The sequence below is a fragment of the Pseudomonas sp. G3-39 genome (genome assembly GCF_054790485.1).
Genome location: NZ_CP186497.1, coordinates 3,407,093 through 3,422,434, shown reverse-complemented (window position 1 = coordinate 3,422,434; position 15,342 = coordinate 3,407,093). Strand labels below are relative to the sequence as shown.

Below are 15,342 nucleotides of genomic sequence, written 5' to 3'. Positions count from 1 at the left end.
CCCTCGCCACAAGGAGTTCGGTACCAGGAGTTCGGGTTACTTCTTCATGATCGCCGTGAACAGCTCGGACTCAAGAAAACTTTGCAACCACGCTTGCAACCGCACATAAGGCGTCTGCGCAAACCACTCGCGATCCACATGCGCAAACTGCCGAACGAACGGCAGCAACGCGATATCCGCGAGACACGGATGATCACTCAGCAAATAATCCCGACCTTCAAGCAACCCATCCAGCCGCTGCAAAAACAACGCCCCCTCAGCCCGATAAACCTCCATCGGCTGCTCGGGGTAGCGCTCGGCATATTTATAGCGGTTCAAATGCACCTTGAACCCTTGATCATTAGCCTCAATCAACCCGGCAATCCGTGAATCCCCGCCGAGTAGCCAATCGTCCGGATCATGCTGCGCCAACGCCCAGCGCATGATCTCCAGACTTTCATCAATCACCTGCCCATCGGCATCCAGCACCGGCACCGTGCCTTTGGGCGAGATCGCCAGCATCGCGGCCGGTTTGGCCTTGAGGCTGACTTCGACAATCTCCACCGGCACCCCCGAATAACGCAGGGCCATTCGCGCGCGCATCGCGTACGGGCAGCGGCGGAACGAGTACAGCGTGTTCATTTCACCTCCAGGGTGCTCAAGCCGTTGCCCTGGCGTTGCACCTGAATCTGCACCGGAATCCGTTCGTGCATTTCCTGCACGTGGGAAATCACTGCGACCTTGCGACCCTGCGCCTGCAAACCGTCGAGGGCGTCCATCGCCAGTTGCAGCGATTCCGGGTCGAGGCTGCCGAAGCCTTCGTCGATGAACAGCGATTCGATTTTCAGCGTGCTGGAGGCCATCGATGCCAGCCCCAGTGCAAGGGCCAGCGACACCAGGAAAGTCTCGCCGCCGGACAGCGAATGTACCGAGCGCAATTCGTCGCCCATCTCGGTATCCATCACCAGCAGGCCGAGCATGCTGCCACCGCGTTTCAAGCGATAGCGTTTGACCAGTTGGCGCAACTGCACGTTGGCGTGATGCACCAGCAGGTCGAGGTTGTAGGCCTGGGCGATCTTGCGGAAGGTGTCGCCGGTGGCCGAGCCGATCAACGCATTCAAACGCGCCCAGCGCTGGTACTCGGCATAGGCGTCGGCGATCTGCTGCGCGAGTGCCTGATTGGCATTCTGCCGGCGCTGATCTTCAGCCTGTTCGGCGCGCAGTTCGGCGCACTGTTGCTCGCTGAGGTTGAACTGGTTCTGCAGCTCGGCGAGGGCGCTGGCGAGTTGCTCGGCATCGAGATTACCGTTGTGCTGCGCCTGATGATCGGCCAGGCGCTGATCACGTTCCTGCAGCAGCACTTTGGCCTGTTCGATGGCTTTTTCGTTGTGCTGCAAGCGTTGGCGCAGTTCGCTGAGCTGCGTGTCATCGACGCGCAGCAGGTCTTCGAGGCCGCCGTCATCCAGCTCAGGATGGCGTGCGCGCCAGTCGGCAATCTTCTGCGTCAGTTCGCTGTCTTCGCTTTGCAGCGCCTGTAAGCGTTCTTGTTGCGCCTTGAGTTCGGCGCCAATTTGCACAAGTTGCGTACGCACGCTCTGCAGTTCCGCAGCGGTGCTGGTTTCGGCGTTGCGCGCCTGATCCACAGCCTGTTCCAGTTGCTGTTGCCAGTGCTCGGCGCTGCTGTGTTCGCCCAACAGTTGCGCCAGTTTCGCCTGACTGGCCTGCTGCTGCTCGGCCAGTGCGCTGAATTGCTGCTCGGCGCTTTGCAGCTGCTGGACGCGGCTGAGCTGGCGATCCTGTTCCTTCTCCAGCGTCTGCTGGCGCTGCTGCTGTTCGGCCAACTCTTCCTTCTGCTGATCAACCTGCGCCAGACGTTCGGCAATCTGCCGATCCAGCTGCATGAAGGTTGTCGCCGGCTCGATGCGCAAGGCCTCGAGGGTTTCGACTGGCAGCAAACTGGCGAACGCGCTGAGCTCTTCGTCGAGACGCTGACGGTCGCTGCTCAGTTCGCGTTGTTGGTTGCTCAAGTGTTGCGCCGCTTGCTGATGCGCAGTTTCGGCATTACGCAGTTGCTGGGTCAGGCGCGCCGCATCCTGTTGCAGGGTGAGCAGGGCGCTCTGGCGTTGTTCGTCCTGAGTGATGCTCTGATTCAGTTGATCGTTCTGCCGTGTCAGCCAGGCGTCACGCTTGTCGGCGTCCTGATTGAGCAACTGAGGCGCCAGCGGATGCGCCTGCAAACTCGGCGCCAGTGCCTGAAGCTGGGCGGTCAATTGCTCCTGCTGTTGCAACAGCTCTTTCTGCCGGGCGATCACGCCCCCGACGTCGGCGCGCAGCTCGGTGAGTTTTTCCTTGAGCTGATCCACCGCTTGCTGCGCGTTGGCCTGCTCGGATTCATCGTGACGGCCGAGGCTTTGCAGCAGCGCTTCCGGCTGATGATACGGATGCTCGTTGCTGCCACAGACCGGGCACGGCTGATCGTCCTGCAACTGCGCGCGCAGCTCTTCGACACTGGCACTGCGCGCCAGACGCTGGCGCTCGAGCAGTTCTCGGGTGACGTTAAGGGTTTGTTCGGCGACGGTGAGTTCGGCCTTGGTTTTCACTCCGTCCTGGGTCAGACGCTCGCGTTCCTGCTGTGCATCGAGCAGACGCTGTTGCAGCTCGGCGCCGCGTTTTTCCAGCTCCTGCTGACTGGCCCAGAGCCGTGTCAGGTCTTCGATGGCGCGCAGCTGTTTGCGGTTGTCCTGTAACAGAGTGCCAAGGATGCCGATCTGCTCGGCGACGGCATCCGGCTCGGCGCCGGCCTCTTTGAACAGCACTTCCAACTGCTGTTTTTGCGTAGCCAACGCGTCGGCGCTGTGCGCGGCGTTCTGTTCGAGGGTCGCCAGTTCGGCCTGGCCCTGGTTCAGGCGATTGCCGATCAGCATCAGCTGTTGCAGGCGATCGCGATAGGCATTCCATGCGTCGCTGAGCGGCGCCAGATCCGCACTCTGCTCCAGCTCGGCGGCGATTTTCTGCAGGCGTTCAGCGACTTCGGCCTGTTTCGTCTGCAAGGCCTGAATCGCGCTCTGGCCTTCGGTGCAGGCTTGCTCGGCGGACTGGCGGGCCTCGGCGCTGAGGGCGGTGTCCTTGGCGAGACGGGCGAGGGTGCTTTGCTCCTCGAATGCCTGACGCAGCAGCGGGGCGCTGTCGCTGTGTCGCTGCTGCGCTTCGCTGAGGGCGACTTTCGCCGACTCGAGCGCCTGTTCCAGTTGTGTCTGGCGTTCGCCGAGTTCGCCGTGTTGGCGAGTGTGCGCGGCAATCTGCGCCGCCAGCGGCGTCAGCTGCACATCGAGTTCGGTCTTGCGCGCGAACTGGTGACGTTGCGGGGCGAGTTGTTCCAGGCGCGTCAGTTTCAGGCGCTCGCCGGCCAGGCCTTCCCACTGTTGCTGCGCACTCTGCAATTGTTCGGCGGCGGCTTGCTGCGCGTCCTGCAACTGGCGCAAATCCCTGAGCCAGCTGTGCTGTTGTTCCAGTTGCTTGAGCTGCGCTTGCTGCAACTTCAATTGCTGCTGGGCAGCGTTGAAGCGTTCGTCCAGCTCGGCGCGGGCTTCGGGGGCCAGTGGAGTGACGCCAGTGGCCTGATCCTGCAGCAGCTTGTGCGCTTCGCGGGCCTCTTTGGTCTTGTCGAACGCGCGGCGGCCGAGGCGGGTGTAGAGCGCGGTGTCGGTGAGTTTTTCCAGCAGTTCGCTGCGGTCGTTGTCGTCGGCCTTGAGGAACGCGCTGAACTCGCTCTGGGCCAGCAGCACGGCACGGGTGAACTGTTCGAAATTCAGGCCCAGCGCGGCTTCGAGTTGGGTCTTGTATTCGCCTTTCTGGCTGGCGAGCAGTTGATCCTGATCGATGTTGCGCAGGCTCTGCCGGCTGGCCTGCAATTTGCCGCCAGCCTTCTCGCGGGCACGGTTGGCTTCCCAGCGCGCACGGTAACGGCGGCCATCGACGCCGACAAAATCCACTTCCGCGTAACCTTCACCGGTCCCACGGCGCAGCAAGGTGCGCGGGTCGCCGGTGGTGATTTCGCCGTCCGCATCCGGAACCTTGGCGTCACGGCCAGTGTTGTTCAGCCGCGGCACGGCGCCGAACAACGCCAGGCACAGAGCATCGAGCAAGGTACTTTTACCGGCGCCGGTCGGCCCGGTGATCGCAAACAGGCCAGCACTGGCCAGTGGTTCGGCGGTGAAGTCGATTTCGAACGGCCCGGCCAGCGAGGCGAGGTTCTTCAAGCGAATGGCGAGAATCTTCATGGCTGCTCGCCCTCCAGTTGTACGTCCTGCAGCAGTTCGGCGAAGTCCTTGAGCGTCTGCTCATCGACCTCGTTGCCATAGTTGTCGAGCCAGGCGCGACTGAACAGTTCTTGCGGAGTGAGTTGATCCAGTTCGACCAGCGCGCTGCCGTCGTCGCTACCCTCGGCGCCACGGTTGCCGGCGTACTCGGCGGCGATCCGCACCAGACGCACGGCTTTGCCTTGCAGAGCGTTTTCCACCTGATGGCGCAGATCCGGCTGCGGCTCATCGAGGGTTACGCGCACTTCCAGCCATGGCTGGCGCTGGGTTTCGGCGAGCAGATCGATGTTCGGCAGGTCGGCCAGTTGCAGCAGGATCTCCGCCAGCGGCGCCGGGCCGATGCGTTGCAGGTTGACCGAGCGCGGGATCAGTTTCGGTTCGACGCTGACCAGGGTTTCGCCATCGAGGGTGATGTCGAGAATCTGGTGCTGATAGCCGATCTCCGAGAACGACAGCGGAATCGGCGAGCCGCTGTAGCGAATGCGTTCTTCACCGTTGACCTTCTGCGGCTTGTGCAAATGGCCGAGGGCGACGTAGCTGATGCTCGGCCCGAACAGGCTGGCGGGCAGCGCTTCGGCGTTACCGATGATCAGGCTGCGCTCGGAGTCTTCCGAGACCGAGCCGCCCGCCATGTGCGCGTGGCTGATGGCGACCAGCGCCTGACCCGGCTGACGCTTGGCATTCGCCGCTTCGATCAGCCATTCATGCACCTGACCGATACCGCGCAGATAGTTGTCGCCCAGATGCGCACCGGTCACTTCGGCTGGACGCAGGAACGGCAGCGCCAGGCACCACGCGGCGATTTCGCCTTGGGTGTTCGGCAGCGGCAGCAACAGCCGTTCGGCGTCGAGCTGGCCGTCATCCAGCCACAACACCCGCCCCAGCGCATGGGTGCGCAAGCGGCGCATCAACGGCGCCGGCAGCTCGATGCGCGAGCCGGAATCGTGGTTGCCGGCGATCATCACGATGGTCAGCAACGGCTGCTGCTCGTGGGCGCTGACGATGAAGTCGTAGAGGCGTTCCTGAGCTTTGACCGGCGGATTGACCGTGTCAAAGATGTCCCCGGCAATCAGCAGCACATCCGGCTGCGCCAGTTGCAGTTGGCGCAGCAGCCATTCGAGAAAGCACGCATGCTCGAAATCGCGCTCCTGGCCGTGCAGGTTTTGCCCAAGGTGCCAGTCGGAGGTGTGGAACAGACGCAAGGTGGACTCCGCTACATAAATAGGTGATGGCCGCGGGGAAATGATGGGCGGCTAAAGAGGGGGGAGTTTACTGGCAAACGGGCGGACTTGCCCAAAGGCTTGAGAGATCAGGAGGTCGTGGCGGATGCCGTCTGTCGCTACTGTCAGATCTGACAGTAGCTGGCCGGCAGCTTCGGGTGATGGGATACCGCAGTCGCCAAGGCGTCAGGCCGGGGCTTTCTGTCACTTGAGGATTTGCTTGTATGAAAACGCAATCACCATCAGCCTCTACGTCTTCTGATCCAGGCGTGAGCGCGCTCAAGCCCATAAGGATCACCAAACTCAAGACTCCCGTGCAGGGCTATGACGGTGGTTTGCCGGTGGCCGCCGTGGAGGGAGGCGTCGAATTTCTGGTTCCTCCCTGGCTGGTCATGGAGGCGGGTGATCTGCTTGAGGTGTTCTGGGGCGACCTGCAGGCGCCGGTCTGGAGTAAAGACATCGAGCCGGAAGATGAAAACGAACTCATCAAAGGGGTTATCGATGAGGGGCATATCCGCAGAGGGGAGGCCTATCCGGTTTTTTATCGAGTGACCCGGCCGTTTCAGGAACCTGAGTCAACACCGCTGCAAAGGTTCTTCGTCAAACTGGATCGCCCCGGCGGCTTCGATGACGACCAGTCAACGCCCGGCAACCAGAACCTGCGCTACCACATTCTCCAAAGCATCATCGACAACGGCGTCGGCCCTGGGGAGGCCGCGGCGGGTGTGCCGATCACGATCCTGCCGTACCCCTTCATGCGTATCAACGACCGTGTAAAGGTGGCGTGGGGCAGCGTAGAGAAAAACGTCCTTGTCGAGCAAAAACATATTGGCGACCCTGACGACCCTAACTACAGCCCGCTGGTCGTGACCATCGATCAAGCACTGATCGAGGAGGCGGGCGACAGCGCCGGGGTGATCGTGGTGTACCAGGTGATCGATGAGTGTGGCAATTATCCGGATCCACGGTCACCGTGGTCGGCGGAAACCCGCATCTTGGTGGATCTGAAAGGAAGTCGTCTGGATGCGCCTATCGTGCTGGAGGCCGATCCTGTCAGCAATGTCATCGATCTCGACGAGTTGCAAGATGACGATGTGAACGTTCTGGTCAATACCCCCGCTAGCGTCTTCAAGTTGCAGGACATTGTCGCATTGACCTGGCAAGGCACTAACGCCGAGGGCGCGCCGATCAATCATGGCCCGCTGGAGTTGCCGGTGACGCGAGTCGGCGTTGCGCTGACGTTCACTGTCCCGAACGACAAGGTGTGGGCCATCGCCAAAGGCCGGGCCAGTGTCTCTTACGTACTCAAGCGAACAGGCGAGGCTGATCGGCCGTCGAAGAGTGTCGGTATCTCGGTAGAGGGGGAGGCCATCCGTCTGCCGGCTCCTACGGTGGATGAAGCCCCCGCCGGTACGCTGGACCCGAACGAGCATTGGGCCACCGTGCGCATTCCATGGTTTGCGGGACGCGCCGCCAGTGACCTGTTGACGCTGATCTGGGAGGCCACGCGTCCCGGCGGCGGCATCGTCTATTACGAAGACTCGCGCCCGGTTGGCGATGTGCCGGATGACGAGCCGGTGTTGCGCAATGTCTCGAACGCGGAGATCCAGCGTTTCGACGGCTTGCAGGTCTCGGTGTTTTACACCGTTGCCAATGATGATGAGGCGACACTCAACGTGCGCGAGTCGTTGCGGTTCGAGATGCAGGTGGGCGAAGTGCAACCGCTGTTCGTGACGCCGCGCGTGGAGGAGGCGGTGCCTGGCACGTCGTTGATCGATCCGGAAGCCGTCCCGCCGCTGGGCTGTAAATTGATTGTGCCGTATCTGCAGACACAGCCCGAAGACCTGGTGAATTATCGCTGGCGCGGTACAGGCAGTAATGGCAGCACCAGTGGCTCACTGCGTCTTACAGCGCAAACTGCGGGTAGGGAAGTGCCGTTCACGGTGCCTAAACAGTTTGTGACCAACAATCTCAATCGCCGGATTGTCATCGACTATTTCATCGTGCGTGACGGCAAAACCCTGGGTTACTCCTTTCCACTGACCTTGCGGGTCGGCAATGCCCTGCTGGATTTCGATCCGCCCTCAATTGACGGCGCGCGCGGCGACCAGATTGATGCGAGCGCGGTGCCAGCGGTAGGTGCAACCGTGCGTCTGGCTGCGGCGTATGGCTTGAGGGTGGGCGACAGCGGTGAGATCCGCTGGATCGGCGTTGCCGGAGGCGGCACGGCGATCGTGCCGTTTCGCGTGGAGAGCGGAGAAGCGGGGCGCGACAAACTGATCAGCGTGCCGCAGTCGGTGGTGTTGGCCAACGTCGGGCGGGAGATCTCGCTGGACTGCACCGTAGTGCGTCAGGCCGGTGGTCGCCAGTATTCGCGGGTGGCGGTTTATGACGTGCGTGCAACGCTGGGGACAGGACGCTTGCTGGTGATGGGCGCGCGCTCGCGGGGTAATTACCAGAATTATGGCGGCGGGACTGCGTGGTTGACCGCGCTGGATGCAACCACCCGCCATCCGGTCAGGGCCTGGTGGCGTTATAACGGCGAGGAGGGCGAGGTCAGTGGCACGACGTTCCGTGACACTCGGCCGGATCGGCTGCTGCATGTGCGGATCAGTGATGATCAGGTGACGATCAATCCGCAGAACCTGTGCGGGAACGGTAATTTTATAGCCAGCCAAGAAGAAAATAGCGCCGCCTTTGCGGCGCGCACCGAACGTGGAGCCCTGGTGGCATGGGGTAAGCCTGCCCGTGGTGGGGATCTGGGGGATTCGTTACCGGCCATTTCTGATGCCATATCGCTGAGTGCTTGCGGTTATGCCTTTGCGGCACGACAGGCCTCGGGTGCGGTAGTGGCTTGGGGGCTGAGTGGAAACGGAGGAGAGGTGTCGGAACCCATCAGTCCTTTGCGGGATATCGTAGCGGTAAGCGGCAACGGTTATGCGTTTGTCGCGCTACGTCGTGATGGGAGTCTGGTGGCGTGGGGAAGCCCTACTTGGGGTGCAGCACTTCCAGAGCCGGTAGCTGCACTGAGGGATGTCGTCAGAGTGATTGGCAACCTCCACGCCTTTGCTGCGCTTCGGGCTAATGGTTCGGTGGTGGCTTGGGGGCACCAAACCCATGGAGGTAATGTGCCTGCGGCCATCGCGGCGTTGATTGACGTTGTTGATGTAGTCGCTACCGACTACGCCTTTGCAGCCCTGCGTGCCAATGGTGCTGTAGTTGCATGGGGAGACTACGGTTACGGGGGATCCGTGCCTGGCAGGATCAAACTGCTTACAGACATTGTGGAACTGAGTGGGGCCGAAGCAGCCTTTGCCGCACGACGCAGCAATGGAAGCGTTGTTGCTTGGGGGTACCCTTCAGCTGGCGCAAGCGTTCCTGCGCCGATCGCCTTATTGACAGACATCCGCACGGTAACGGGTAACAATGGATCATTCGTTGCACTGCTCGGCAGCGGGCGTGTCGTGGGATGGGGACGTCAGGCAATCCCAACACCGATTGCATTACTGACTGACGTCGTACAGGTGGTATGCGGGGGAGTTGCTTTTGCTGCGCTGCGAGCCAACGGCACCGTTGTAGCCTGGGGGACCGCTGATCGAGGTGGTGAGATCCCGGATTACATTGCCGCAAGACTGGTCAACGTCCGCGCCATTTATGGCAACACCCATGCCTTCGCCGCGCTGACCTCCAGCGGCGAAGTCGTGACCTGGGGCCGTGGCCCGGCCGGCGGTAACAGCGATGCCGTCGCCGATCAGCTCAACGGCAAAATCTTCTACGAAGCTACAGCGTTGTCCCGTGGTCTGGGAATGCGTGAGACACGACTGCTTGAAGCGGCGGAAAGTGAACAAACCTCATAACACCGCCAACGCCTGAAAGATCGCAGCCTGCGGCGGCTCCTACACGTGATCCCTGTAGGAGCTGCCGCAGGCTGCGATCTTTTGCTGTTTACTTCGGATAAAGCGGCGGCAACCCGCTGTCACCCACCGGATCCTGCACCCGTTCCGCCGCCGGAATGGTACGGATCGCCCGCCACAGATCTTCGCCTTGCCAATGCTGGCCGGTCTCGCTGTACAGCGCGCCATTGAGCCCATCCAACGCATCCGACAACGGCACAAACCGCGCCGCCATATCTGCCAAAGTCTCCGGCTGCTGCCGCGCCCATGCATCCAGCGCCTGGCGCGTCGCTTGCGGATCATTCGCCTGGCACGCCCGTTTGATGTCGTCCAGCAAAGTGCGCGGGCTCGGCCCGGTTTGGGCGGCGCGGTGCACCGCCGGTTGCCAGCGCGCACGCCACCACAGGCCGAAGCCGAGCAGGGTGGTGCAGGCGAGGATCAGCGTGCTGAGTTTCCACCACCACAACACATCGTTATCGACGGCGTTCACTTGCAAGGTGCCGGCCGGGGTGTCGACCTGCAGGCTCGGGTTGTTCGCTACTTGCAGGGTGCGCGCCGGCAGGCTGGTGTGTTCCAGATGGTCTTCAAAGGTGTTCCACCAGATCACGTCGACGGTCGGCAACTCGATCGCACCGCTGCGGCTGGGCACCAGCGCTTCGCGTTCTTCACGGCTGCCGATCAGGCCGCGCTCGCCGCTCTGGTTGCTCAGCACCGGTTGATCCGGGTAACGGCGCAGGCCGTTGGCCTCGGTGGCGGGCAGGGCCGGCAGTTGCGAACTGGCCAGGCCTTCGGCTTTTAAAGTCAGGCTGCGGGTCAGGGAGTCGCCGACCTGAAGGTGATCCGGCTCCGGGTTCCAGCTTTCGCTCAGGCTCAGGCTTCGTGCGGGCAGCCATGGCGCATCGGCGGGGTAGGTCAGGGGTTTCGGTTTGACCGTCAGCGGAATCTCTGAGGAGCTGACGTGCAGCAGCTTGCCCGGTTTCGGGCCTTGCGCGGTCGCGTCCTGGGCGGGCTGGGTATCGACCAGCGTGGCACTGAACGTCTGCGGGGCGATGGTCAGCAAACCGCTGTGCTGCGGGTAGATCGCATAGCGCATCTCGATCACGCCATGGCGCACGCCGTTGATGTCTTTCTCGTAAGTGCGGGTGTCGCCCAGTTGCTCGATGCGTGCATCGGCGATCTGCAGCGGGGTCAGGCTGCTGTCGTCGTACAGCGACACCGAGTGGTAGATGCGCAGGGTCAGGATCGCCTGGGCCTGCACGTACACGCTGGACTGGTCGAGACTGGCCTCGATGAACACCGGGTCCAGGTTGTTTTTCTCTTCGCGGATGTCGCTTTCGACCACTTGCACGGTGATCGGCTGGCTCTGCACCTCGCCCAGTTGCAGCGGCGGAATGACCACACTGCCGTTCTCTTTCGGCAGCAGGGTGATGATCCAGCGCGTGGTGGCGCGGTTGTCGCCATTGAGGGTGTTCAACTGATTGACCTGACGTGTGCCGCGCACCTCGAACAACGGTTCCAGCGGCGCCAGGTCGGGTTTGCCGAACTGCGTGACATCATCCGTTTCGAGGGTGAGTTCGACCGTCTCGCCGGAGTTCAGGCGACTGCGATCCACGCTGGCCGTCAGCTCGGCCGCCTGGGCGGTGGCCGTGCAGAGCAGCAGGGGCAGCAAGAGAGCGGTGAAACGGGTCATCGAGTTTTTTCCTGATCCTGATGTTGTTGCTGTTCGTACCAGAATTTGCGTCGCAGCAGTTCGCCCGGATCGTCGGGGATCTTGCCCAGCCATTGTTCCAGTGCCTGACGTTGCTCGCCTTCGAGGTTGTCCTCGCTCGGACGCAGCGTTGGCACGGTGTCGGTTTCTTCCGCTTCATCGTTGCCCGGCACTTCATTGGGTCCCGGTTGCGGCGGGGTGGTCAGCGGCGGCTCGTTGGCGGACTCGCCGGGCTGGGCCTCGCTCGGGGTGTCACTTTTCACCGCAGGTGGCGGCGTGGTCGCTGGCGGTGGTTCATCGCCGGGCACATTTGGCTGAGCCGGTTGCGGTTGTGGCTCGGCTGGCGGCGGAGTGTTCTTCTGCTTGAGCAGATTTTCCACCAAGGCCTTGTTGGTCAGCGCCGGGCGCAAATCCGGTTGCAGTTCCAGCGCCTGTTCATAGGCATCGATCGCCGCTTCCAGCTCACCACTTTTTGCCAGCGCGTTGCCACGATTGTAGTGGGCGCGGGCATCGCTGCCTTCGGCGAAACGCTGAGCGGCGCCACTGTAATCGCCGGCCTCGTACAACGCCACCCCTTGCCACTGATGATCTTCGAAGTGTTCGGCAGCCTCGGCCGGGCGTTTCTGCTTGAGCAAGTGCAGGCCCTGTTGATCGGGGCGCAGCCACAGGTCCTCGAAGTCAAAAGCGTAGCTCGGCTGCGGCAGGCACAGCAGCAAGGGCAGGCAGAACAACCAGCCACGTCGTCCGGCGCAGGCGGCCAGCAGCAATAGCGGCAACAACAGCCAGTAACCCTGATCGGCCCAAGTGTCGAGGCGCACGGTCTGGCCATCGTCGCGCAGGCTGCGCGGGCCATCGAGCAGACCGAGGGCGCGCAAATCGGACTCGTCCAGCCGCGCGTTGTGGTACTCGCCGCCGACACTGGCGAGGAATGCGCCAAGGCCCGGGCTGTCGAGTTGCGGCACGCGGATCGCGCCTTGTTCGTCCTTGAGGAAACTGCCGTCCTCCTGAGCGATCGGCGCGCCTTCAGCGGTGCCGATGCCGAGCATCAGCAGTTGTGCCGATTGCTGGCCGAGGGCGTGGCGAATGCCTTGGCGTTCTTCTTCGGTCAGCGAGGAGCCGATCAGCAGAATCCGTCCCTGACCGAGCGCACCCTGCTTGAGCAAGGCCAATGCTTTGCTCACGCCGAGATCAGCGCGGTGACCGCTTTCCGGCATCAGCGACGGCTTGAGGGCGTCGAGCAGATTGCGACTGGTCGCCAGGTCATCCGACAGCGGCACCAGCGTGTGCGCGCTGCCGGCGTAGACGACGATCGCGGTCTGCGCGTCGCTGCGTACCTGCAACAGGTCGAACAGCTTGCGCCGGGCCTGTTCCAGTCGCGTTGGCGGTGAGTCGGTGGCGAGCATTTCCGGGGTCAGCTCCAGCACCACCACCAACGGGTCGGCAGGTTTCTGGCTGGTCTGTTCGACGCGCTCCCAACTGGGCCCGAGCAGGGCGACGATGGTCAGCAGCCACGCCACGCCAAGGGCGACCCACGGCAGCTTGCTGGCGCGCCCATTGCCACCGCTGAGCAGCGTCGCGTGGAACGCCGGCGGCAGAATCATTTGCCAGCGTCCGGCGCGTTTCTGCCGGTGCCAGAGTTGCCAGATCAGCCAGCCCAGCAGCGGCAGGAGCAGCAGCCACCAAGGGCGGAACCAGTGCGGCCAGAGCGCGATCATCGGCGCCTCCGCGGACGCAGGCGCTTCAGACGCTCGCGCCAGTCAGGCAGCGGACTTTGCAGATACAGCTCCTTGGTAAACAGGCGTTGCAGCGGGTTGTCCGGCCACAATTCGCGGGCGACCAGCAACAGGCTAAGCAGCAGGGCCAATGCCAGTGGCCACTGATACAAGGCTTGCGCCGGGCGTGCCTGGGTTGGTTGCTGGGTCACCGGTTCGAGTTGATCGAGGGTGTCGCGGATCGCTTGCAGCTCTTTGCCGTCGCGGGCGCGGAAGTATTGGCCGCCGGTGGCGTTGGCGATCGCTTTGAGGGCCGGCTCGTCGAGGTCCAGGCTCGGATTGACCCCGAGCAGGCCGGTGCTGCCACTGTCTTCGGGGTCGGCGCCGATGCCGATCGGGTAGATTCTCACCCCTTCGCTGGCGGCCAGTTTCGCTGCGGTCAGCGGATCGATTTCGCCGCCGTTGTTGGCGCCGTCGGTGACCAGAATCAATACCCGGCTTTGCGCCGGACGCATGCGCAAGCGCTTCAGCGCCAGACCGATCGCATCGCCGATGGCGGTGTTCTTGCCGGCAATGCCGATGCGCGCTTCATCGAGCCAGACGCGCACGGTATGGCGGTCAAACGTCAGCGGTGCCTGCAGATAGGCCTGACTGCCGAACAGGATCAGACCAACGCGGTCGCCATCACGGCTTTCAAGGAAATCGCCGAGCAGATGCTGAACCAGCGACAAGCGACTGACGTCTTCGTCCTGCCACTGCATGTCGGGAAAGTCCATCGAGCCGGACACGTCCACCGCCACCAGCAGATCGCGGCCGCTGGCGGCAATCGGCAACGGTTCGCCGAGCCATTGCGGGCGGGCGGCGGCGCTCAGTAGCAACAGCCACAGCAGCAGGAACGGTGCTTGCTGGCGCCACGCCGGCAGGTTGGCGCGGGCCCGGCGCCGTGCCAGACCTTCGAGGTCGGAGAGGAAACTCACGCGCAGCGCCGGCTCGCCGCTGTCGGCCACTGGCAACACCAGACGCATCAGCCACGGTAGCGGCAGCAGCACGAAGATCCACGGCCAGGCGAACTCAAACATGCTTGCGAATCCAGGTGTCGACGGCTTGAGTCAGGCCGGCGATGGCTTTGTCGTCGAGTTTGCATTCGGGTTTGTAAGCACCTTCGACCAGCACCATCCAGCGCGTCAGGCCAGCGGCCGGGCAACGGTTGTCGAGAAACGCCAGCCATTTGCGGCCATTGAGCGTGTGGCTCTGGCTGTAGGGGTAGTGGTTGCGGCACAGGCGTTTGAGCAGACCGTTGAGCTGCTGCAGCCAGGCACCGGCCGGTGCGCCGTCGTAGGGTTTGGGCATCTGTGCCAGTTCGGCCAGCGCGGCGATGCGCACGGGGTCGAGCGGCTGTTCGGCGCGCACGATCGGGCGTTTCCTGGTCGGAATGAACCGGCGCAAACGCCACACGGCGAAGCCCAGCAACGGCAGCAATAACAGCAGCAGCCACCAGCCCGGTGCTGGAGGCCAGAAGTCGATCGGCGGCGGGGAAATCAGCGGTTGCAGTTGTTCGAGGCCGTTCATCGACTGCTCCCCGGGCGCTGCGGATTGAGGAACTCGCGCATCTGCTCGACCATTTCGCTTTGCGTGCTCAACGGCATCAACAACACCCGCAGTTTTTGCGCGAGCAATTCCCAGCGGGCGATGCGTGCTTCGGCCTGAGCGCGATAGGTCTGGCGCAGCTCGAAATTCAGCGTGTCGAGTTCCAGCTGTGCGCCTCTTTCCGCGAATCTCAGCAGCCCGGCGGCGGGCAGGGCGTGATCCAGTGGATCGGACAGCGGCAACAGCAACAGATCGCAGTGCCGCGATAGCAGGCTCAGTTGCTGCTCGGCGCTGTCGGACAGCGCGCGCTCGTCGCAGATCACGATCACCAGACTGCCTGGACGCAACACTTCACGCGCCCGGCGCAGCGCCACGCCGAGGGCGTCGCGGTCCGGCTCGCGTTCGCTGTGCAGCGACTGATTGACTTTCACCAGGCGGTTGAGCAATTGCAGCAGGCTCTGCTTGCTGCGGCGCGGTTTGATTTCGTAATGCTCGTTGTCGCCGAACACCAGTCCGCCGACCCGGTCGTTGTGCCCCAGCGCGGCCCAGCCGATCAACGCCGCCGCTTGCGCCGCGAGCACCGACTTGAACATCAGCCCGGAGCCGAAAAAAAGCCGCGTGCTTTGCTCGACCATGATGAAAATCGGTCGCTCGCGTTCTTCATGGAACAGCTTGGTGTGCGGCTCCTGGGTGCGCGCGGTCACGCGCCAGTCGATTGTGCGCACGTCGTCGCCGGCCTGATAGACCCGCACCTGATCGAAGTCGACCCCGCGACCACGGAATTTCGAGTGATGCAGGCCGATCAGCGGACTGCGCTGACTGGGTGTGGAAAACAGCTGCACTTCGCGCACACGGTGGCGCATCTCGATCAGATCGGTGAGGCTGATGCGGATGCCCGGTTCGGACGGCAGGGGGGCGTTCATG

9 protein-coding genes are annotated in these 15,342 nt (G+C 63.0%); 1 reads left to right on the top strand and 8 read right to left on the bottom strand.

Going from position 1 to position 15,342, the window contains the following annotated elements:
- Window positions 1–36: 36 nt before the first annotated feature.
- From ACOYXG_RS15005 to ACOYXG_RS14995, 3 genes are read right to left on the bottom strand one after another with little or no spacing between them, the layout of a single operon-like run.
- Window positions 37–621 carry a glutathione S-transferase gene (locus tag ACOYXG_RS15005; RefSeq protein ID WP_460352534.1) on the bottom strand — a complete coding sequence of 195 codons (585 nt, stop codon included), beginning with the start codon at window positions 619–621 and terminating at the stop codon, window positions 37–39.
- Window positions 618–4,259: an AAA family ATPase gene (locus ACOYXG_RS15000; protein WP_460352532.1), complete on the bottom strand. Its 3,642-nt coding sequence runs from the start codon at window positions 4,257–4,259 to the stop codon at window positions 618–620. Before ACOYXG_RS15000 ends, ACOYXG_RS15005 begins: the two co-directional genes overlap by 4 nt.
- Window positions 4,256–5,500, bottom strand: a complete 1,245-nt coding sequence (locus ACOYXG_RS14995) for an exonuclease SbcCD subunit D C-terminal domain-containing protein (protein WP_460352530.1) — start codon at window positions 5,498–5,500, stop codon at window positions 4,256–4,258. The genes ACOYXG_RS15000 and ACOYXG_RS14995 overlap by 4 nt, the downstream gene beginning before the upstream one ends.
- A 242-nt stretch (window positions 5,501–5,742) precedes the next feature.
- Here ACOYXG_RS14995 and ACOYXG_RS14990 point away from each other — a divergent pair, with 242 nt between their 5' ends.
- Complete coding sequence (locus ACOYXG_RS14990) at window positions 5,743–9,375, top strand: RCC1 domain-containing protein (RefSeq protein WP_460352528.1); 3,633 nt, start codon at window positions 5,743–5,745, stop codon at window positions 9,373–9,375.
- Window positions 9,376–9,463: 88 nt separating this feature from the next.
- Here the strand turns inward: ACOYXG_RS14990 and ACOYXG_RS14985 are convergent, their stop codons facing one another.
- Genes ACOYXG_RS14985 through ACOYXG_RS14965 form a run of 5 tightly spaced genes read right to left on the bottom strand, consistent with a single transcriptional unit; the run spans window position 9,464 to window position 15,341 of the window.
- Window positions 9,464–11,101 (bottom strand): BatD family protein, encoded by a 1,638-nt coding sequence (locus ACOYXG_RS14985; protein ID WP_460352526.1) that lies wholly within the window; start codon window positions 11,099–11,101, stop codon window positions 9,464–9,466.
- Window positions 11,098–12,834, bottom strand: a complete 1,737-nt coding sequence (locus tag ACOYXG_RS14980; RefSeq protein ID WP_460352524.1) for a tetratricopeptide repeat protein — start codon at window positions 12,832–12,834, stop codon at window positions 11,098–11,100. Before ACOYXG_RS14980 ends, ACOYXG_RS14985 begins: the two co-directional genes overlap by 4 nt.
- The gene (locus ACOYXG_RS14975; protein WP_103369416.1) at window positions 12,831–13,910 is read right to left on the bottom strand and encodes a vWA domain-containing protein; all 1,080 of its coding nucleotides are present in this window, start codon (window positions 13,908–13,910) and stop codon (window positions 12,831–12,833) included. The genes ACOYXG_RS14980 and ACOYXG_RS14975 overlap by 4 nt, the downstream gene beginning before the upstream one ends.
- Complete coding sequence (locus tag ACOYXG_RS14970) at window positions 13,903–14,400, bottom strand: DUF4381 domain-containing protein (RefSeq protein ID WP_007968588.1); 498 nt, start codon at window positions 14,398–14,400, stop codon at window positions 13,903–13,905. Before ACOYXG_RS14970 ends, ACOYXG_RS14975 begins: the two co-directional genes overlap by 8 nt.
- The gene (locus ACOYXG_RS14965) at window positions 14,397–15,341 is read right to left on the bottom strand and encodes a DUF58 domain-containing protein (protein WP_027613096.1); all 945 of its coding nucleotides are present in this window, start codon (window positions 15,339–15,341) and stop codon (window positions 14,397–14,399) included. Before ACOYXG_RS14965 ends, ACOYXG_RS14970 begins: the two co-directional genes overlap by 4 nt.
- Between the last annotated feature and the right edge of the window lies 1 nt (window position 15,342).